Here is a 19661-nt window from a genome sequence, read left to right on the forward strand (position 1 = left end):
CACAGGATCCTTGCGATGATTGCACTTGCCGGCATCACATTCACATTCGTCATGGTCTTCGGGGGCTATCTTCTGGCCGGCGGTAAACTTGGCATCATCTTGAAATCGCTTCCATTCGAAATGATGATGATCGGAGGTGCTGCGATAGGGGCCTTTGCAGTTGGCAATACGTTTGCGTCTGTCAAGCAAACCGGGAAGGACACTTTGAAGGTGTTCAAAGGCAGCCAGTGGAAGGCCGAAGATTACAATCAGCTCTTGCAGGTTCTTTACCAGTTGATCCATCTCGCGCGGAAGAATCCGGTTGGATTGGAAGCACATATCGATAATCCACACGACTCCGACATCTTCTCGCAGTTTCCCAAACTTTTAAAAGACCACACAGCGCTTGATATCATCTGCGACACCTTACGCTCGGCATCTATGAACTATGATGATCCGATTCAGGTCGAAGAACTCTTGGACAAAAAGATCGACGAAACGAAACACCATCTCGAGCATTCCGTGCATGGCCTGCAATCAATTGCCGATGGTTTGCCCGCGCTGGGAATTGTGGCTGCCGTGCTTGGTGTGATCAAGACGATGGGGTCGATTGATCAACCCCCCGAAGTCTTGGGGAAACTGATCGGAGGGGCGTTGGTGGGCACATTTCTTGGCGTTTTTTTGGCATATTGTCTTGTGGCGCCCTTCGCTCTCAAGGTGAAAGCCGCCGCTGATGACGACATCAACTTCTACCGCACGATCAAGGAAGTTTTTGTGTCCCATCTGCATCAACACCCGCCGAAAATGTGCCTTGAGGTCGCACGGCAAGCCATTCCTCATCAGTTTCGCCCAGCTTTTGCGACGCTCGATGAAGCGCTCAGGACTTTGAAGACAAATGTTTGATTGGCTCCGCGCAACAGTTCTTGCTGGCAGCCTTTTCATTCCGGGAGCACTTCTGGCAAATACGGGCGTCGTACGAGGAGGAGAACACGGCGACTTCACGCGCCTGACTTTTACAACTGAACAACCTGTTTTGACTTTGGAGATGGATGAAATAGGCTCCGCCAGCTATCGGCTTTTGCTGACGCCTGCCATTACCAAACTTGACACCACCCGGATGTTCGATCGGATCGGGCGGGACAGGATATCCGATGTATCGCAAACTGCTCGCGGCATTGAAATCTTGCTTAACTGCACATGCCATGCAGATGTGGTACAAGACGAAGCCCAGCTGATTGTAGTCGATATCCGCGACGACACAGAACCAGAAATGCTCCAAGTGCCAGAGTTACCCTATCAGGCAGGTGCGTTTCCCAAACCATTTGACATGTGGCTGCCCGATCAAGAGCCGTTTGCTTTAGATCATTCGGTTCTGGAGCGCATAAATCGGACAGTATCGGCTCAGCTTGGAGAGATGTCGCATGTGAAAGGCTTTTCTGCACTGGCGCTTACCTCGACCAACAGTGCAGCAGGAAAAACCAATGGGCTAATGCGCAACCTCGACATCCCAATGGTCAAGCCGCCAGACCGATGTTCTTGGTCAGACCGGATTTGGAACGATCTGCAGGACAGAACTGAAGGATCAGCGCTGCTGGCCCAAGACGGCCAGACATTCGAAGATTGGGCTGGGTTCGATGATACTGGGTCATTGTACGTTGGATCGGCAGCACAGTTTTTATCCGAAGGTCGTCTGGAAGAAGCTCGCATGGCATTTCTGCTATCCGAGCCACCTACGGAGCGCGAAGAAGAATATGAGATGTTCGAAAAAATGTTGATGGGTTCGGCGGATACGGGTTCGTACAGGTTCGGAGACTGCAACCCTTTTGATGATGTCCTCATCGCCACAACGCGACATCCGTTTGATGTGCCCAATCCGGCAAAACTGTCGGTGATCAACACGTTGTCCGAACTCCCCATCGGTTTGCAGGTCGTGTTGTATCCGCGACTGGAGAGTTTCGTTGAGCAAATATCGCCAAATGCGTTTCCGGAGCTCCACGCTCATCACCTCGCTGAGATCGCTTTGACTCAGCGCAAACAGGAAGAAAAAGTGGCCTCTGGCTCAAGCACCGATCCCGACGGTCTTGCAGCCCTAAGTGTCGAATTGCGGGGGACCGAGCGAGAAATTGAAAGCTGGCAAGCGGCATTTGAGTCCTATCTGAACCACGGGCGGTATTTTGACGCCTTGAATGCTTTATCTTCTGATGCGCCGCTTGTGGACAAAGATCGCGAACATGCTGCCACCACTCTTGTCGATCGATTGGTGTCGGATGCAGACAGTATCACGTTTGTGCAGATCGCTCTTGCCGCAGTACCCACGCTGGAGCCGGCTCCGTCGCGCGCCGCTCTTGCAAGACTGGAGGAGCGGTTGGTGGATGAGGGTTTTGATGCCCCCGGACTTCGTATGGAGCATTCAGATCCACCAATTGATCAGGGGCGGGCCGACACCATTGAGGCTTGGAATAGCACGACTCCAGACATCACATTTCCTAATAGCGCTGTAGAAGACAATCTTCCGAATGATGCGCCCGTCGAAAAATGGACGGTCGCACTGGCGCGGGAACGCGTTGCAGCGGCAGAGAGACTGCGTGAGGACGTGTTGGAACGTCTTTCGCGATAACAAGCAGAATGTTTTGGAAGACGAAAGGTTTTCGCTATTAACTGGCAGCACGCAGAAATTGGAGACCGCATGTTCCTGAAATACGTTTGGGCTTTCCTCTTCACCTTGCTCTTGTCCGTCCTTTCGTTGGGCGGTTCTGTGCAGCCGGCAGCCGCCGAAAGGGGTATTGCCTTTGGTTTGAACGGAATTGCCGATTGGTCGACACAGCATCCTTTCATTGACGTGATGAAGTCAGGTCGCCGGTGGATCGGCCATTTGCCAAATCAGTGGGGCGGTGTCGATTTCGAGGACATGCTGGCCGACGGTGTTTTTGACGAACATGGCTGGCCGGTGCGCATGCCAGACAATGTTACCAAGCTTGAAAGCCTCATTCTGACAGATCAATCACCGGATGCGATACACTTAAGCGGTCGCTATGTTGTCCTATACGATGGGCAGGGCGAATTGTCGGTCTCTGGGCGTGCGCGGGTTGCGACCCGTGAACCCGGGTCTCTGGTGTTCCATTATTCACCTGGGTCCGGGTCAGTTGGGATCGCGATATCCGCGACAAACGCAGATGATCCAATTCGAAACATCAGGGTGATCCCCGAAAAACACCTTGAGACCTACCTCGCAGGAGGTGTGTTCAACCCAGACTGGCTTGAGCGGATACAAAAGGTCCAAGTGATCCGGTTTATGGATTGGATGTTCACGAACGGCTCTACGATCGAGACTTGGGCAGATATGCCGGACACACGCGATTTCACTTACGGTTGGCGGGGGGTGCCGCTGACCGTCATGATCGAGCTAGCCAACAGTATCGAGGCTGACCCATGGTTCAATATCCCCCATCTTGCAGATGACGATCTGGTGCGGCGATTTGCCGAGACCGTCAAATCGGAAATGGATCAAAGTCGCGTGGTATATGTCGAATACTCGAACGAGGTTTGGAATTTTATTTTCGAACAGGCGCATTGGGCCGGCCAGCAAGCGGAAAAGCTGTGGGGCGGAACCGGTAATGGATGGGTTCAATTCTACGGCTACAAAGCCGCATCTGCGATGAAAATCTGGACAGATGTTTACGCGGAAGACGCAGAAGCACGACTGAATAGGGTCGTTTCCGTGCACACCGGATGGCCTGAACTGGAGCAGTCGATCCTCCTTGGAGACCGGGCTCAAGCTGCACTTGGTTTTGCTCCCGTACAGATGTTGGATTCCTATGCGGTCACAGGATATTTTGCGGGAGAGCTTGGGCAGCCAGGCACGCTGGATACAGCGTTCAAGACATCGCTATCCAAGGCCGAAACAGACGGGCGTGCAAAAGGATTATCGCGCGTCGCCCTGCGTGAATATGTAAATGAGCACCGTTTCGATGGGATGCATCAGCTGGCTGCGGAAATCGTCAAAACCGGATCTTTGCGCGAATTGACCGAAGAGACGTGGCCCTACCACGCGCAGGTGGCATCACGACATGGGCTTGACTTCATAATGTACGAAGGTGGCACCCACGCAACGCCCACGTTTGATTCGGTTGAAGATGAACGGCTGGTCGATTTTCTGACCACTTTCAACTACTCGCCCGAGATGGCGGACATCTATCGCGAGGCACTCTCCGCATGGGGCGGACTGACCGACAGCCCTTTCAATGTCTTTGTCGACGTCGCGGGACCAAGCAAGTGGGGCAGTTGGGGCGCGTTGCGCCACTTGAGCGACGACAATCCCCGCTGGCACGTCGTTGATCCCGCCGAAATAAGCAGGACTAAAAATTAAGGAGCGCGGTGCCGTTTGTCCATAAAGATGACAACATCCTGTGCGACTGCCGCCTTTGCACGGACGCGCCGGAAGAAATGGGAAATACCTTGCCATGCCGCAAAACTCGCGCGGTCAAACCGCCGACAGGATGCCGCTTCTGAGCGTGCTTATCCCGGCGTCGAACGAAGAAGCGTTGATTGAACAGTGCCTTGCGGCGGTGCTCAACAGTGGGTGGCAGAAAGACGCCCCGTTCGAGACAATCGTGATCTCGAATGGTTGTCGTGACAGGACTGCTGAAAAAGTGATTTCCATGCAGGGCCTGTTTGCCGAACGTGGACTTTGTCTACAGGTGGAAACGGCGGTGCAAAATTAGGCCATGGTAGCGGCGGGATAGTCTCGCTGCGGGCGGAGTAAAATCCTGCCACTTTTCCCTTCTTGCATCGGCAGGGAGGGCGGGGAGATCTATACCGTGGAACTTTACAAGAAGGTTCGCTTGGCGTGTTCCGAGGGCATGAGCGCGCGGGCGGCGGCGAAGCATTTCAACATTTCGCGTGGGACGGTTGATAAGATGTTGGCCTTTTCGGTGCCGCCTGGCTACCGGCGGGACAAGCCGATCAGGCGGCCGAAGCTGGACGGGTTCACCGAGTTCATTGACGCCTGGCTTGAAGCCGACAAGGTCGTGCATCGCAAGCAGCGTCATACGGCCAAGCGGATATGGGAACGGCTTCAGGCCGAGCACGGCTTCACCGGAGGCTATACGATCGTCAAGGATTACGTGCGTGATCGCGAGCGGCGGACCCGGGAGATGTTTGTGCCGCTGGCTCATCCGCCGGGCCATGCTCAGGCCGATTTTGGCGAAGCGGTTGTCGTCATCGGCGGTGTCGAGCAGAAGGCGCACTTCTTCGTCATGGACCTGCCGCACAGCGATGCCTATTTCGTCCGGGCCTATCCAGCGGCGACGGCGGAGGCCTGGATAGACGGCCATGTCCGCGCGTTTGACTTCTTCGGCGGGGTGCCGCAGTCGGTGCTCTACGACAACGACCGCTGCCTGGTGTCGAAGATCCAACCGGACGGCACGCGCATCCGCGCCGCGCTGTTCAGCGGCTTGCAGTCGCATTACCTGTTTCGGGATCGCTATGGTCGGCCCGGGAAGGGGAACGACAAGGGCGCTGTCGAGGGGATGGTCGGCTACGCCCGCCGCAACCACATGGTGCCGATCCCCCACTTTGCCAGTTGGGACGATTTCAACGCAGACCTTGAAGGGCAGTGCCGCGCACGCCTGACGCGCATTCTTCGGGGTCACAAGGAGACGATCGGTGAGAGGTTGCAGCGCGATCTGGTCGCGATGCGCCCCCTGCCTGCCGCCCCGTTCGACGCCTGCGACCAAGCGGGCGGCAGGGTCAGCTCGCAGTCTCTCGTGCGCTATGACACCAACGATTACTCGGTCCCGGTCGCCTATGGCCACCAGGATGTCTGGATCCGCGGCTATGTCGATGAGGTCGTGATCGGCTGTCGCGGGGAGGTGATCGCCCGACACCCGCGCTGTTACGATCGCGAGGACATGATCTTTGATCCGGTTCACTACCTCCCGCTGATCGAGCGCAAGATCAATGCCTTGGACCAGGCCGCACCCTTGGCGGAATGGGACCTGCCCGAAGAGTTCCAGACTTTGCGCCGCCTGATGGAGGCGCGCATGCTCAAGATGGGGCGCCGCGAGTATGTGCAGGTGCTGCGTCTGCTCGAGACCTTCGAGATGGATGACCTGCATGCCGCCGTGAAGAAGGCCCTGAAGCTGGGCGCGGTCGGCTTCGACGCCGTGAAGCACCTCGTGCTTTGTCAGGTGGAGAAGCGCCCCCCGAGGCTTGATCTCGATGTCTACCCCTACTTGCCGCGGGCGAATGTCGAGACGACGCGGGCGGCCAGCTACATGGCCTTGATGTCGGAGGCGGCGGAATGACCGAGGCCCCGAAGATCCTGCTTGCCCACCATCTGAAGACGCTGAAGCTGCCCACATTCTTGCGGGAGCACGAGAAGGTTGCGCGTCAATGCGCCGCCGAAGGACTGGACCATGTCCAGTTCCTGTCGCGCCTCGTGGAACTGGAACTCATTGACCGCGAGCGGCGGATGGTCGAGCGCCGCATCAAGGCCGCGAAGTTCCCGGCCACCAAAAGCCTCGACAGCTTCGACTTCAAGGCGATCCCGAAGCTGAACAAGATGCAGGTGCTGGAACTGGGGCGTTGCGAATGGATCGACCGGCGTGAGAACGTGATCGCCCTCGGGCCCAGCGGAACCGGCAAAACCCACATTGCACTGGGCTTGGGACTGGCAGCCTGCCAGAAGGGCATGTCTGTCAGCTTCACCACCGCCGCCGCGCTGGTCAACGAGCTGATGGAGGCGCGAGACGAACGTCGGCTGCTGCGCGTCCAGAAGCAGATGGCTGCCGTGAAGCTGCTGATCATCGACGAGCTCGGATTCGTGCCCCTGTCCAAGACCGGCGCCGAGCTGCTTTTTGAGATGATCTCCCAGCGCTACGAGCGCGGCGCCACGCTGATCACCAGCAATCTGCCCTTCGATGAATGGACCGAGACCTTCGGCACCGAGCGGCTGACCGGCGCGCTCCTCGACCGGTTGACCCACCACGTCAACATCCTCGAGATGAACGGCGAAAGCTATCGCCTCGCGCAAAGCCGCGCACGCAAGCCCGGCGAAAACATCAACTGATCCAAAGCCCAGACTTGGACCTGACGGTCCAAGGCGGCCAGTCACCCGCCAGCTACATGGAGAGCGCGGCTGACTGGCCGCCGCTCATCACCCGCGTCCCGCGTAAACCCAAAGTGGCCCAGTTTTGCGCCGCCCCGTGGCCTAATTTTACTCCGCCGTTGACACCGGGCACCCGGATCGTGGCGACCATCGCCCCTCCGATGGGCTTTGACCCTGTCGGAGGCTCTGCGGATGCAGTGCTTGATGCGCTGCAAGCGGTCGATGCGGATATTGCCTTTCTTGCACTGGGGGCCCCCAAGCAGGAATTATTCGCCGCTTACGGGCGCGGCAAGCTGGACCATGTCGGGTTCATTTCAATTGGTGCAGGTCTGGATTTCTTCTCGGGTGCGCAAGTGCGTGCACCGGCTTGGGTTCGCGCCATTGCGATGGAATGGCTGTGGCGCGCGGTGTCGCAACCTGCCCGGCTGATCCCGCGCTATGCCAAGTGTTTCAAGATCCTTCCGGTGGAATTGATCCACGCCTTGAAACTGCGCTTTGGCGCGGCGCAAGGCACGCCCGCTCGCGAAGGCAAGTGACATCGCCCGAACCTAAGTCAGCCTGTGCACACGGCCGCCAGCCGCGTCGGCATCGGCGTGGTCGTGGGTGACAAGCAGCACGGGCAACCCCTTTGCGCGGGCCTGATCAAACACAAGCGTACGGATCTGGTCGCGCCGTTCGGTATCGAGCCGTGAGAATGGCTCATCCAGCAATAGCGCCTTTGGGCCGGACAGCAGCATTCTCATCAGAGCAACCCGCGCCTTTTGCCCGCCTGACAGGGTCTCTGGATCACGGTCGGCAAACCCGGCCAGACCGATATCTTCTAGCGCGGTGTCGATGTGCTGTCGGCGGGCCGCGCGGCCTTTCACCGTGGCGCGCAGCCCGAAGGCCAGATTTTCCCCAACGGACAGATGCGGGAACAGCAATTCGTCCTGAAAGAGAATGCCGACATGCCGCTGTTCGGGGGCAAGATCGGTGATGTCGGTGCCGTTCAACATGACCTGCCCCTTGGCATCGAACCCATCATCAAGGGTGCCGATGATGTAGGATAGAAGTGTCGACTTGCCCGAGCCGCTTGGGCCCATCACGGTCAAGACCTCGCCCGGTGCGACATGGTCCGAGATGTCGACCAAGATGCGCCGCTCGCGTTGGATCACCACGCCGTCAAGGGTCAGTCCGGGATCAGGCATGGCGCAGCCCCTTACGATTGCGCCAGACAATGGCAGGAATGAACAAGGCGAAGGCAAAAGGCAGCAGCGCCAATGCCGTCTGGCTGAGCGCATAAACAGAAATCACCCGCCGGTCACCCCCAGAGGCCAGGGCCACCGCCTCAGTCGTCAGGGTTTGCACCCGGCCAGCGCCGGCCAGCAGCGTAGGAAGGTATTGTCCGATGGACACAGCGAACCCGACAGCGGCTGCCGTCAGGATCGGACGCAAGAGCATCGGCAGGCGCACCCGCCACAGCACGCCGTCGCAGCCAGCCCCCAAGGCGCGCGCAACATGCCCGTATCGCGCGTCCCACGCGCGGAACGGATCGGCCAGTGATAGAAACACGTAAGGCAGCACGAAGATGATATGCACCGCGATCACCGCCGTGCGGTTGCCATCGATCCCGGTGAAGATGGCCAGCGTCTGAAGCCCGGTCAGAAAGGCGATCTGTGGCACGATCAAAGGCACATACAGAAGCCAGAGTGCGCGACTGCCCGGCCTGAGCCCGTATCGGTCCTCTGCCTCGAGACAGGCCAGAGTCAACAGCATTGCCGCGAGTGTGGCGACCGAGGCGATGATCAGAGTTTCGGTGATGATGGGCCAGAGGTTCATCCCGTGGCGCATCCAAGTCTTGACGGTGAATGTGCCGGGCAGCAGATCGGGAAAGCTCCAGAACCCGGCAAAGGACCACACGAGAAGGCCAAAGATGCCGAATACGATGGCGCCCGCGCTGAGTGTCGCCGCTGCGATGGAGACGGTCTGGACCATGCGTGTTGCTCCGCCGCGCGCGCCGGAGGCCACCCACCGGCGACCCAATCCTGAAAGTGCGAGCTCGACCAGACGCCACAGCACCAGCGCGCACACGACCAACGTAAGCTGCCAGACAGCAGCAGCAGAGGCAAGAAAGCGCATGTCCAAGTCGGGATCGTTCATCCATTTGAGGATTTGCACCGACAGTGTCGTAGGCGTTGTCGGGCCAAGGATCAGGGACACATCCACCACCGTCATTGAAAAGGCCAGGACGGCAAAGATTGGCAGCCGGATCTGCGCATAGACGCGAGGGAAGACGGTTTTGAACCAGCCTGTGACAGGGGAATATCCCAAGGCCAATGCGGTGTCGCGCGCTTGTTGAGAGCGGATTTGGCTGAGGGCCGCCAGCGTCATCAGCAAGAGAAACGGCACTTCCTTCACCACCAGCCCGGCGATCAGCGACAGGCCGTAGGGGTCTTGCAGGATCAAAAGGTCCGGGGGTCTGTCCCAACCGGTCAACCACGGCGAGGTGGCGCGCGCGATCCATCCCGACGGTGCAATGAGAAACGCCAACCCAAAGGCGGCCGCGGCATGGGGCACAGACAAGAGCGGCGACAGCATCCGCTCGATGATGCGAAAGGCCCGTGATCCGCTCCATGCGGCGCAGATCAGGGCGACCAGCAACAAGGACAGGGCCGTGGCCGCGATCCCGGTGGTGACGCTGAGCACACTGGCGCGGGTGATTCCCGGCCAGTCGAACAGCATGGCAAACGCTTTGAGGTTAAATCCGTCCCCGCCCAAAGCCGGCATATAGCCGAATGCGGGACCCAGAGTACCCAGAACCCCAGCCGCCACAGGGCCTACCATAATGGCAAGGGTCAGGAGCGGGGCCCATGGCAGAAACCGGGCCCGCGCCGAGGGTGTGTCGCAGCGTGGGATCACACCGCGCCTATTGCGCGACGCCGTACCGCTCGGTCCAGTCTTCCTCGAGCTTGACCATCCAGCTCGGATGCGGCTCGGACAGGGTCGCGCCCAGTTCTTCCGGCGGTAGGGTGGCAATTCCCAGTTCCAAAGCATCAAACCGCGCACGGTCTTCGCCCGACAGTTTCGCCAGATCAAGAACGGTGCCAAGTCCCCAAACCTCGGGGTCTTGCATCATCGCCTGGGCCTCGGGGGACATCATGAAATTCGCGACCACCATCGCACCCGCTTTGGCGTTGGCGTTGTAGGGAATGGCGACAAAGCTTGCATTCCCGATGGACCCTGCGTCCATGACAAAGCTGCGCACGCTGTTCTGCAACTGGCCATTGGCAATCGCATTGCTCGCCTCGTTCGGGTTGAAGCTGATTGCGAGGTCGATCTCGCCATCGGCCATCAATTGGATTTGGCGGGATTCGTTCTGCGGATAGGCGCGTCCCGACCGCCAAAGGTTTGGCGTGAGACCGTCAAGAAAGGCCCAGAACTCGGAAGTCGCCGCATCGTAGTCGGCCTCTTCGACAGGCGATTGCAGGACCGACGCGTCTGGCACGAATTCGATCAGGGCTTGCTTGAGGAACGTGGAACCCAGGAAATTCGGCGGTTGCGGATAGGTAAAGCGCCCCGGATTGGCAGCGGCATAGGCGGCCAGCGCCTCCATCGTGGTGGGGGGTGTCTCAAGCTGCGCGGTGTCATAGTAGAACACCACCTGCGCCATGCCCCATGGTGCCTCGAGCCCATCGGTCGGCACGGTGAAATCCGAGATCACCGCAGGTTTGCCAGCCACATCCACATTGGCCCAGCTGGGGGTCTGTTCGACCCACGGGCCGAACAGCAATTCCTGCCGCTTCATCGCGGCAAAGTTTTCGCCGTTAATCCAGATCATGTCGACCGCACCGCCCTCGTCTTTGCCAGCGGTCTTTTCTGCCACCACCCGGCTGACCGCATCAGCGGTGTCGGACAGCTTTACATGTTCGAGAGTCACACCGTAATCTTCGTTCACCCGGTTGCCGATCCATGCGATGAAGCTATTGATCGTGTCCGACCCGCCCCATGCGTTCCAATAAACTGTCTGCCCGCGTGCCTCCTCGGTGACAGCCTCCCAGTTCGACGGGTCGGGGTCGGCCTGGACCGCAAAAGCGGTTGCAGTGGCGAGGGTGGCGGCAAGCAGAGTGCGCATAGGTCATGTCCTGATCTTGGAGGCAGATGCCCCGGTCTCGTGCGTTAAAACCAGCACTACCCTGATCCGGTCAAATGACAAACAGGTGTGTAAGATTTCAGTGGTCCCTTCGAAATCGGACCGTTATGGCAGAAGTTAACCGACCGACACCCGAGTATCCCATGATCGACGCCGCCCTTTTGCCGATTGTCAAACGCGCCATCGACCGTCCGGCGCGGGTCTTGGTTGCACGCGGTATTTCTGCGGACCAGATCACGGTGTTGGGTTTCGGCATTGGCCTTGTGGGTGTCATGGCCGTGTGGCTGGGCCTCTTCGGTCTGGCGCTGGTGTGCCTTGTGCTGAACCGGCTTGCAGATGGTCTGGACGGAGCGGTGGCGCGGCTGACCCACCCCACCGATCGTGGCGCGTTCCTCGACATCGCGCTCGATTTCATGTTCTACGGCCTGTTCCCGCTGGGCTTTGCGCTGCATGATCTCGCCAATAACGCACTGCCTGCCGCTGTTCTGATCTCAAGCTTCATCGGCACGGGGTCCAGCTTTCTTGCCTTCTCGATCATCGCCGAAAAGCGCGGGATCACCTCTGAGGACTATCCGACCAAGGGCATCTACTATCTCGGCGGTTTGACTGAAGGCACCGAGACCATCGCGCTTTTCGTTGCTATGTGCCTGTTCCCTGTGGCTTTCCCGTGGCTCGCTTACACGTTCGCCGCGCTTTGTACGATCACCACCGTCACCCGTTGGTTGGCAGGGTGGCGGATGTTTGGATCTGGCGTCCTGTAATTCTTCTTTTTGAAAATATGCCGGGGGTCTGGGGGCAGAGCCCCCAGCGGATCGGACCGCGCACGCGGTTCGATCAAACGGATCAAGCGCCCTCTCCACATCCCGCGCCACCTCTGCTACACCGCGCCAAAGACCGGGCCGAGCAGAGGACGCCGCACATGACCATCCCGAAACCTGTGGTTCTGACCATCCTCGACGGTTGGGGTCTGCGTGATGATCCGACGGCGAACGCGCCGAAACTGGCGGACACGCCCACGATGGATCGCCTGATGGCGACCTGCCCCAATGCTAAGCTGATCACGCACGGGCCAGATGTTGGCTTGCCCAGCGGCCAGATGGGCAATTCCGAGGTTGGGCATACAAACATCGGTGCGGGCCGGGTAGTGGCGATGGATTTGGGGCAGATCGACCTTGCCATCGAAGACGGCAGCTTTTTCGAGAACGCCGCGATCCTTGAATTTGCCAAGGCGGTCAAAGACGCAAGTGGCCGGGCGCATATTATGGGAGTGGTCTCGGACGGTGGGGTGCATGGTCATATCAGCCACATCAAGGCGGCGGTGAAGATGCTTACTGATCGGGGAGTCGAAGTCGTGCTGCACGCGATCACCGACGGGCGCGACGTGGCCCCGACCTCGGCCAAGGGATTTGTCGCGGAACTGAGCAACAGCTTGCCGGAAGGTGCCAGCATCGGCACTGTGATCGGGCGCTATTTCGCGATGGACCGGGACACCCGTTGGGACCGGGTCAAACGGGCGTATGACGCAATGATCCTCGGTCAGGGCACAAGAGCCGATGCGGCGATCCAAGCCGTAGAAAACGCCTATGCCAAAGACCAGAATGACGAATTTATCGAGCCTTGCGTGATCGGCGGCTACAGCGGTCTGAGTAAAGGCGATGGGTTCTTCTGTCTAAACTTCCGCGCGGATCGCGCTCGGGAAATCCTTGCTACGATCGGTGACCCCGCGTTCGATGGCTTCGATCGTGAAAAGCCTGATCTGTCTGGCCTTCTGGGCATGGTGAACTATTCCAAGGCGCATGATGCTTACATGACGACCGCCTATCCCAAGCAGGAAATCAAGAACACACTTGGCGAATGGGTCGCCAAACACGGGCGCAAACAGTTCCGGCTGGCCGAAACCGAGAAGTACCCTCATGTGACCTTCTTTCTGAACGGTGGGCAGGAAACGCCGGAAGAGGGTGAAGACCGGTTCATGCCTAAAAGCCCGAATGTAGCGACCTATGACCTGCAACCAGAGATGTCTTCTGATGAAGTGACAGATAAATTCATCGCTGCCGTAGAGGCAGGATATGACCTGATCGTCACTAACTACGCCAACCCGGATATGGTTGGGCACACCGGCGATCTGGATGCCGCAATCAAGGCTTGCGAAGCTGTGGATGCAGGGCTGGGCAAGGTGCTTGCCGCCGTCGAAAAGATGGGTGGTGCGATGATCGTAACAGCCGATCACGGCAATTGCGAAACCATGGTCGATCCCGAAACGGGTGGGCCGCACACAGCGCATACAACGAACCTCGTGCCGGTTGTTCTTTACGGTGGGCCGGAGGGTGCAACGCTGGCTGACGGGCGGCTGGCTGACCTCGCGCCGACGCTGCTGGCGCTGATGGGGCTGCCGCAACCCGACGAGATGACCGGGAAATCCCTGATCCGCTCATGAGGCATTTTGCGCTTCTTCTCTGCCTAGTCGGCGCACCCCTCGCGGCTCAGACCCCGGCCGAGGCCGCGCGCGGCGCGATGGTGCAGTTGGAAGATGCAACCGCCCAGCTTGACGCGGCTGAGTCCGCGCGGGATCGCGTCAGGGCGCTGACCGAAGCTGTTCAGGCGTTCGAGACCGGGCTTGCGGCGATGCGGGACGGGTTACGGGCGGCATCTATCCGCGAAACTGAATTGCGGCGCGAGCTGAATGCGCGCGATGCCGAGATGACGCGCTTGCTGGCGGCTTTGTCTGCATTGGGGCCGGATGCCGGTCCGAAGAATTTCGTGCATCCTGACGGCCCCATTGGTGCGGCGCGGGCTGGGTTGTTGATGGCCTCCATCACGCCTGCGTTGACAGATGCCGCTGCTGACCTGCGCGCGGATGTGGAAGAGGCAACCGCGTTGCGGCAGTTGCAGCAGGATGCGGCGAACACGTTGCAAACCGGGTTGGCCAATATTCAGATTGCACGAACGGCGTTAAGTCAGGCCATTGCAGACCGCACCGACCTGCCGCGCAAGTTCACCGAAGATCCGGTGAAGACCGCTCTGCTGATTGCCGCAACCGAAACGCTCGATGGATTTGCCGCTGGGTTGAGCCAGATTTCCGAGAATGAAGCTGATCTTAATCTGCCGGCCGCAAGCAATCGCAAAGGCCGGTTGTCACTGCCTGTTTCCGGTGAAATCCTGCGTCGTGCCGGGGAGACCGATGCGGCGGGTGTGACACGTCCGGGCATCTTGATCGCGACAAGACCTCGCGCGCTGGTCACGACACCGGCGGCGGCAACGATCCGCTACCGGGGGCCGCTTTTGGATTACGGGCTGGTCAGCATTCTGGAACCGGAACCCGATATCCTGTTCGTCTTTGCTGGGCTCGACTCGGTGTTTGGTGAGACCGGTCAGGTGCTTCCCGAAGGCAGTCCGGTCGGTTTGATGGGCGGTCCAGCGGGTGAAACCAACGATATTCAATCACCATCCGGTGAAAGGGCTGGCGAAGCGTTGTCTGAAACGCTCTATATAGAAGTCAGAATAGGCGATACGCCAGAGGACCCCCTTGGGTGGTTCACAGAGGATAAGGGAAGGACCGAATGAAAAAAGTAGTCATGGCGGCCATGGGCGGCACACTTGCAGGCATCGTGGCCACGACGCAATTCGTGGGTCCGCTGGTCGCGCAGGAAAGCGCCCGCACCACAAACGTGTATGAACAGCTCGACCTGTTCGGGGACATTTTCGAACGTATCCGCGCGCAATATGTCGAAGAGGTGGATGCAGGGGATTTGATCGAAGCGGCCATCGACGGCATGCTCACCTCGCTTGATCCGCATTCCAGTTACCTGTCGCCGGACGATGCCGCAGACATGCGCGTGCAAACGCGCGGCGAATTCGGTGGTCTGGGGATCGAAGTCACGCAGGAAGAAGGCTTTGTGAAAGTCGTGTCGCCAATTGACGGCACCCCCGCCGAAGAAGCAGGGATCGAAGCGGGCGACTTCATCACTCATGTGGATGGTGCTTCGGTATTGGGTCTGACGCTTGACGAGGCGGTCGACATGATGCGCGGTCCGGTTGGGTCAGAGATCATCATCACCGTTGTGCGCGAAGGCGAATCCGAACCGTTTGATGTGTCGATCATCCGCGACACCATCAAGCTGACCGCAGTTCGAACCCGCCTGCAAGGTGAAGCGGTGGTTTTGCGCGTCACCACCTTCAACGACCAGACTTATGCCAACCTCGAAGAGGGGCTGGCTGAACAGGTTGAAGCCGCCGGTGGCATCGACAGTGTCGAGGGTATCGTTCTTGATTTGCGCAACAATCCGGGCGGTTTGCTCAATCAGGCAATCCGGGTGAGCGATGCGTTCCTTGAAAAGGGCGAGATCGTCAGCACTCGGGGCCGCAACCCCGAGGATGGTGATCGCTACAATGCCACGCCGGGTGATCTGGCACAGGGCAAACCGATTGTCGTTCTGATCAACGGTGGTTCTGCATCAGCATCCGAAATCGTCGCCGGTGCGCTTCAGGATCACCGCCGCGCCATTGTGGTCGGCACGAAGTCCTTCGGCAAGGGCTCGGTCCAGACCGTGATGCCGCTTCGGGGCGACGGTGCTATGCGTCTGACCACCGCGCGGTATTACACGCCCTCGGGCAGGTCCATTCAGTCGCTTGGCGTGTCGCCGGATATCGTCGTAGCTCAACCGCGCCGCGCCGAGGCCAGCGCTGAGGACGAGGAAGAAACAAACGTCTTCAACCGGTCCGAGGCAGACCTTCGTGGCAGTCTCGACAATGACAGCCTGAGCGAGGACGAGGTTCAGCAGATCGAAGCCGACCGCGCCAAAGCCGAAGCCGCTGCAGCGTTGCGCGAAGAGGATTACCAGCTGGCCTATGCCATCGACATCCTCAAAGGCTTGACGGCGCTTCAGCCGTCCAACGACTAAAATCATATTGCGGCGCGGAATGTTTCTGCGCCGCAACTTTGCAAAGGCCCCAAGATGACCCCCGAAGAGATTGCTCGCCTGCCATATCGTCCCTGTGTCGGTGTCATGCTGGTGAACCGTGAGGGGCATGTTTTTGTGGGCCAGCGCATCGACAACCCGGGCCCTGCTTGGCAAATGCCGCAGGGTGGCGTGGACAAGGGCGAAAGCCCCCGTGATGCAGCCTTGCGGGAGCTTTGGGAAGAAACCGGGGTTCTGTCCCGGCTGGTCAAGATCGAGGCCGAGACCAAGGATTGGATTCCCTACGACTTGCCGCATGACCTTGTCGGCAAGCTTTGGAAAGGACGCTATCGCGGGCAGGAGCAAAAGTGGTTCCTGATGCGGTTCAAAGGAACTGATGACCAAGTGGATATCGCCACCGAACATCAGGAATTCAGCCGTTGGAAGTGGATGGCGCCGGATCAACTCATCAACAACATTGTTCCATTCAAGCGGCATGTCTATGAGCGGGTTTTGACAGCGTTCAAGGATCACCTGTGACGCGCTTGGGTGTCGTCGTTGCTGGCGTGATGGCGCTTTCTCAACCGGCCTTTGCGTTAAGCTGCATGGCTCCGGACATTGCTCGCGATTTCCAGCAGGCCGCACAATCCGATGACACTTACATCATCGTCAAAGGCGATCTGTTCTTTGATGAATCCGATCTTCCCGACCGGGTCGATCAGCGTACATCCCGTGCGCGCGACAGTGTTGATCTAGAAGGCTGGCTGGCAGGATTTTCCCTGACCAAAGATGGCTTCACCAAGAGGTTCGAACGCGATGTGATCCTGCGGGTGTCCTGCCTTGGCCCGTGGTGCGGTGGAACTGTCAAGGCCGAGCATTTGGCCTTCCTCAAGCAGGAAGACCGCCAATGGGTCCTGCAGATCAACCCTTGTCCCGGAATGACATATGCATCCCCGACTGTTGAACAGGAGCAGAAAGCGCTGGCCTGTTTTCGGGGGGAGAGTTGTCAGGCAGACTGACAAGAACAGTTCGAATGGGAACAGGCGATGCTTTGTAAAATCGGTGAGGTCGAAGTTTGGAGATTGCTCGACCTGCACGGTCCCTTCATGGCACCCGATGCTCTTTTCCCGACTGCCGGGCCTGATGTCGCCGATATCATTGACCGGCATGTATCTGGCTCGATCTGTAAGACGACGGGTTGCCTGATTATTCCCATTCAAGGGTTCGTGTTGATCACGCCGACCCATCGAATTCTGATCGACAGCTGTGTTGGCAACGACAAAACTGTCCCTGCTTTTCCCAGCTGGCACAAACGGTCCGATGGGCGGTTCTTGGCATCGCTCCATGCGGCAGGTCTGACCGTCGATGACATCGACTACGTATTGTGTACGCACCTGCACACCGATCACGTGGGATGGAACACGCGGCTTGAGGATGGCCGTTGGGTTCCCACGTTTCCCAATGCGCGCTACCTGATACCCGCCGCCGACGAAGCGTTCCAAAAGGACCGGATGAGCGATCTATACACCGAGAGCGTCTTGCCCGTGATTGCCGCTGGTCAGGCCGAGATGGTGCAGGCGGGCCATAGGCTTGGCGATCACGTCACCCTTGTTCCGACGCCCGGTCATACACCGGGTCACGTGTCGGTTCAGATCCAAAGCGGCAGTCGCAAAGCGATCATCACCGGGGATGCCCTGCATTCTGCCGCGCAATGCTGGCACCCCGAATGGCATTTCAAGTTCGATGCGGATCCCGAACGGGCCGTCGAGTCCCGCCGCTTTCTGCTGGAAACGGCGTCTGAGACTGGGTGCCTTGTGCTTGGCAGCCATTTCTCCCTGCCCTCGGTGGGGCGGGTGTTTGTCGAAAAAGACGCGTTTCGCTGGACCGATCTGTCAGAGCTTTGATAGCCCGGAGGCATTAGTCTTCTTGGACAGACACGCTCTGTGCGACGAACTCCGCCTGACCAAAGATGTTGAGGAACGCGACGCTGGCCGCATCCGCGCCAACACCGATCCGTGCAATGTCTGCGGACGACGCCATGCCCGTCGGATCGACGAGATGCCATGCGCCGCCCAGATATACCTCTGCCACCGCATGGAAATCCGGCGGTGTTACGCCCGGTGCATAGACACTGGCAAAGCGCGCGGGGATCGTCGCGGCGCGGGCCAGTGTCACCAGAACATGGGCGTAGTCGCGGCAGATGCCTTGGCGCTGCACGAAACTGTCCAGAGCAGTGGTCTGTGCATTGCTGACACCCGGTACATACTGAAAGGACCGCTCGATCCAGTCGCGCATCGAAGTGATTTGTGCACCGCCTGAAAGATGGCCGAACTCGGCGGCCACAAAGGTTTGGAACTCGTCAGATGGGCAATAGCGCGATGGCATGAGGTAGCGCACAGTTTCGCCCGGCAATTGGTGTGGTGGCGTTGCGGGCAGAGCGCTCAGGTCAGTGACAGGGCGGTCGATCTGGATGTTGGCGCTGTAGTCGCATTGGAACAGTCCATTGGCGCGCAGCCAAATCCGTTGGCCCAGTCCGTCATCGGCGGCGATCCGCGAGATGTTCTCGACCTCGGAAAAATCGATCCGGGTTTGTCTGACGATTTGGTCCACCTGATCTGCGGCTTCGATCTGCAAAAGCAGGTCTGTGGGCTGGGACAAACGATATTGCAGGTGCACGTCGATACTCAGGATCACGGCGGGCTTTCCAAATTGAAGATGTGGTGACGGGTTGGGCGCGTTTAGTCTGCGATAGCCTGCAACGCAAACTCTCTAATCGTTGGATTTATCGCCATGCCGTATGAAGGGCGAATAGCTTGGTTTGTCGGCACGCAATCGTCCCATGTCATCGAAGTCTTCATCACGATTGAAGGCGAGCAGTGCATGGGAGTCCAACCCTGCGATGACGCTGTGCTGCGCCTTCAGAGTCGCCTCAAGGCGCGTGGCCAATTCTGCCTTGCGGTCGCCGCGGTGATAGCCGTGAACACCATGTACAACGACGGGCTCAAGCACATCGAACCCCAAGTACCGCAGCGTATAAGCCGTCGGCCAAAGTAGCAGCCGGACGTCGCCTTCTTTGCCGTTGAAAGCGCTTTCGTCCGCTTGCGATCCTGTGGTCACACACATCAAAGCGCGCCTTCCTTGAAACAACCCGGTATCGAACCGCTTGTCTACGTCGTGCAATGCTCCGTGCTGGAATGTGCGGTCGAACCATCCCTTGAGGATGGCTGGCGGGGCGAACCACCAGAGCGGAAAATGCAGAACGATGCGGTCGGCTTGTTGAATCTTTTCCACTTCTATCGCCGCATCAACCGGCGTGGTCGCAGCCGTGGCCGCAGCTTCCTGCGCCTTGAGGGGGTCGAACGGTGTACCATCGGGCCAGTCGGTATAATGTGAAGCCTTCTCCACTGCATCGAATCCCATCTGGCACAGGTCGGATCGCAAAACCTTATCACCTTGCGCGCGCGCAGCCGCTTCGGTTGCGTCGGACCATGCACCATTGAACGAACGCCGTTCGGGATGCGCCAGAACGATCAGAGTTGTTGGCATA

General features: G+C 58.8%; 19 protein-coding genes. 14 read left to right on the forward strand and 5 right to left on the reverse strand.

What is annotated here, in order from left to right:
* The first annotated feature begins 15 nt into the window (after positions 1–15).
* The 7 genes from motA (at position 16) to ACK3EW_RS19775 (ending at position 7623) form a co-directional block, all read left to right on the forward strand.
* Positions 16–882 (forward strand): flagellar motor stator protein MotA, encoded by an 867-nt coding sequence (gene motA, locus ACK3EW_RS19745; protein WP_493807508.1) that lies wholly within the window; start codon positions 16–18, stop codon positions 880–882.
* Complete coding sequence (locus ACK3EW_RS19750) at positions 875–2596, forward strand: hypothetical protein (protein ID WP_493807509.1); 1722 nt, start codon at positions 875–877, stop codon at positions 2594–2596. The genes motA and ACK3EW_RS19750 overlap by 8 nt, the downstream gene beginning before the upstream one ends.
* Before the next feature lie 579 nt (positions 2597–3175).
* Positions 3176–4345 (forward strand): hypothetical protein, encoded by a 1170-nt coding sequence (locus ACK3EW_RS19755; protein WP_493807510.1) that lies wholly within the window; start codon positions 3176–3178, stop codon positions 4343–4345.
* A gap of 94 nt (positions 4346–4439) precedes the next feature.
* The gene (locus ACK3EW_RS19760) at positions 4440–4700 is read left to right on the forward strand and encodes a glycosyltransferase family 2 protein (protein WP_493807511.1); all 261 of its coding nucleotides are present in this window, start codon (positions 4440–4442) and stop codon (positions 4698–4700) included.
* Positions 4701–4787: 87 nt separating this feature from the next.
* The gene (istA, locus tag ACK3EW_RS19765; protein ID WP_493809682.1) at positions 4788–6284 is read left to right on the forward strand and encodes an IS21 family transposase; all 1497 of its coding nucleotides are present in this window, start codon (positions 4788–4790) and stop codon (positions 6282–6284) included.
* The gene (gene istB, locus ACK3EW_RS19770; RefSeq protein ID WP_493806540.1) at positions 6281–7048 is read left to right on the forward strand and encodes an IS21-like element helper ATPase IstB; all 768 of its coding nucleotides are present in this window, start codon (positions 6281–6283) and stop codon (positions 7046–7048) included. Before istA ends, istB begins: the two co-directional genes overlap by 4 nt.
* Positions 7049–7062: 14 nt before the next feature.
* Positions 7063–7623 carry a WecB/TagA/CpsF family glycosyltransferase gene (locus ACK3EW_RS19775; RefSeq protein ID WP_493807512.1) on the forward strand — a complete coding sequence of 187 codons (561 nt, stop codon included), beginning with the start codon at positions 7063–7065 and terminating at the stop codon, positions 7621–7623.
* Positions 7624–7635: 12 nt separating this feature from the next.
* Here the strand turns inward: ACK3EW_RS19775 and ACK3EW_RS19780 are convergent, their stop codons facing one another.
* From ACK3EW_RS19780 to ACK3EW_RS19790, 3 genes are all read right to left on the reverse strand, one after another.
* Complete coding sequence (locus ACK3EW_RS19780) at positions 7636–8274, reverse strand: ATP-binding cassette domain-containing protein (protein ID WP_085630265.1); 639 nt, start codon at positions 8272–8274, stop codon at positions 7636–7638.
* Positions 8267–9910, reverse strand: coding sequence for an ABC transporter permease (locus tag ACK3EW_RS19785; RefSeq protein WP_493809765.1), 1644 nt, complete (start codon positions 9908–9910; stop codon positions 8267–8269). The genes ACK3EW_RS19780 and ACK3EW_RS19785 overlap by 8 nt, the downstream gene beginning before the upstream one ends.
* 82 nt (positions 9911–9992) lie before the next feature.
* On the reverse strand, positions 9993–11198 hold the full coding sequence (locus ACK3EW_RS19790) for an ABC transporter substrate-binding protein (protein WP_493807513.1): 1206 nt from the start codon (positions 11196–11198) through the stop codon (positions 9993–9995).
* Positions 11199–11359: 161 nt separating this feature from the next.
* Here ACK3EW_RS19790 and ACK3EW_RS19795 point away from each other — a divergent pair, with 161 nt between their 5' ends.
* From ACK3EW_RS19795 to ACK3EW_RS19825, 7 genes are all read left to right on the forward strand, one after another.
* Positions 11360–11977 carry a CDP-alcohol phosphatidyltransferase family protein gene (locus ACK3EW_RS19795; protein WP_493807514.1) on the forward strand — a complete coding sequence of 206 codons (618 nt, stop codon included), beginning with the start codon at positions 11360–11362 and terminating at the stop codon, positions 11975–11977.
* Between the two features lie 158 nt (positions 11978–12135).
* Complete coding sequence (gpmI, locus tag ACK3EW_RS19800; RefSeq protein WP_493807515.1) at positions 12136–13653, forward strand: 2,3-bisphosphoglycerate-independent phosphoglycerate mutase; 1518 nt, start codon at positions 12136–12138, stop codon at positions 13651–13653.
* Positions 13650–14780, forward strand: coding sequence for a murein hydrolase activator EnvC family protein (locus ACK3EW_RS19805; RefSeq protein ID WP_493807516.1), 1131 nt, complete (start codon positions 13650–13652; stop codon positions 14778–14780). The genes gpmI and ACK3EW_RS19805 overlap by 4 nt, the downstream gene beginning before the upstream one ends.
* Positions 14777–16117 carry a S41 family peptidase gene (locus ACK3EW_RS19810; protein WP_085630274.1) on the forward strand — a complete coding sequence of 447 codons (1341 nt, stop codon included), beginning with the start codon at positions 14777–14779 and terminating at the stop codon, positions 16115–16117. Before ACK3EW_RS19805 ends, ACK3EW_RS19810 begins: the two co-directional genes overlap by 4 nt.
* A gap of 54 nt (positions 16118–16171) precedes the next feature.
* On the forward strand, positions 16172–16654 hold the full coding sequence (locus ACK3EW_RS19815; protein ID WP_085630276.1) for an RNA pyrophosphohydrolase: 483 nt from the start codon (positions 16172–16174) through the stop codon (positions 16652–16654).
* Complete coding sequence (locus tag ACK3EW_RS19820; protein ID WP_493807517.1) at positions 16651–17133, forward strand: hypothetical protein; 483 nt, start codon at positions 16651–16653, stop codon at positions 17131–17133. The genes ACK3EW_RS19815 and ACK3EW_RS19820 overlap by 4 nt, the downstream gene beginning before the upstream one ends.
* Positions 17134–17160: 27 nt before the next feature.
* Positions 17161–18018, forward strand: a complete 858-nt coding sequence (locus ACK3EW_RS19825) for an MBL fold metallo-hydrolase (protein ID WP_493807518.1) — start codon at positions 17161–17163, stop codon at positions 18016–18018.
* Between the two features lie 13 nt (positions 18019–18031).
* Here ACK3EW_RS19825 and ACK3EW_RS19830 read toward each other — a convergent pair whose 3' ends face one another.
* Both ACK3EW_RS19830 and ACK3EW_RS19835 read right to left on the reverse strand, forming a co-directional pair.
* A complete protein-coding gene (locus ACK3EW_RS19830; RefSeq protein ID WP_493807519.1) occupies positions 18032–18808 on the reverse strand; it encodes a transglutaminase-like domain-containing protein in 777 nt (258 codons plus the stop codon).
* Positions 18809–18883: 75 nt separating this feature from the next.
* Positions 18884–19660 (reverse strand): NAD(P)H-dependent oxidoreductase, encoded by a 777-nt coding sequence (locus tag ACK3EW_RS19835; RefSeq protein WP_493807520.1) that lies wholly within the window; start codon positions 19658–19660, stop codon positions 18884–18886.
* Between the last annotated feature and the right edge of the window lies 1 nt (position 19661).

The sequence above is a fragment of the Marivita sp. NO-S04 genome, from assembly GCF_059070475.1.

Coding starts and splice junctions, on each gene's coding strand:
- motA (WP_493807508.1), top strand. CDS start 16: ATGATTGCACTTGCCGGCATCACATTCACATTCGTCATGGTCTTCGGG.
- ACK3EW_RS19750 (WP_493807509.1), top strand. CDS start 875: ATGTTTGATTGGCTCCGCGCAACAGTTCTTGCTGGCAGCCTTTTCATT.
- ACK3EW_RS19760 (WP_493807511.1), top strand. CDS start 4,440: ATGCCGCAAAACTCGCGCGGTCAAACCGCCGACAGGATGCCGCTTCTG.
- istB (WP_493806540.1), top strand. CDS start 6,281: ATGACCGAGGCCCCGAAGATCCTGCTTGCCCACCATCTGAAGACGCTG.
- ACK3EW_RS19780 (WP_085630265.1), bottom strand. CDS start 8,274: ATGCCTGATCCCGGACTGACCCTTGACGGCGTGGTGATCCAACGCGAG.
- ACK3EW_RS19785 (WP_493809765.1), bottom strand. CDS start 9,910: ATGGTAGGCCCTGTGGCGGCTGGGGTTCTGGGTACTCTGGGTCCCGCA.
- ACK3EW_RS19790 (WP_493807513.1), bottom strand. CDS start 11,198: ATGCGCACTCTGCTTGCCGCCACCCTCGCCACTGCAACCGCTTTTGCG.
- ACK3EW_RS19795 (WP_493807514.1), top strand. CDS start 11,360: ATGATCGACGCCGCCCTTTTGCCGATTGTCAAACGCGCCATCGACCGT.
- gpmI (WP_493807515.1), top strand. CDS start 12,136: ATGACCATCCCGAAACCTGTGGTTCTGACCATCCTCGACGGTTGGGGT.
- ACK3EW_RS19805 (WP_493807516.1), top strand. CDS start 13,650: ATGAGGCATTTTGCGCTTCTTCTCTGCCTAGTCGGCGCACCCCTCGCG.
- ACK3EW_RS19810 (WP_085630274.1), top strand. CDS start 14,777: ATGAAAAAAGTAGTCATGGCGGCCATGGGCGGCACACTTGCAGGCATC.
- ACK3EW_RS19815 (WP_085630276.1), top strand. CDS start 16,172: ATGACCCCCGAAGAGATTGCTCGCCTGCCATATCGTCCCTGTGTCGGT.
- ACK3EW_RS19825 (WP_493807518.1), top strand. CDS start 17,161: ATGCTTTGTAAAATCGGTGAGGTCGAAGTTTGGAGATTGCTCGACCTG.
- ACK3EW_RS19835 (WP_493807520.1), bottom strand. CDS start 19,660: ATGCCAACAACTCTGATCGTTCTGGCGCATCCCGAACGGCGTTCGTTC.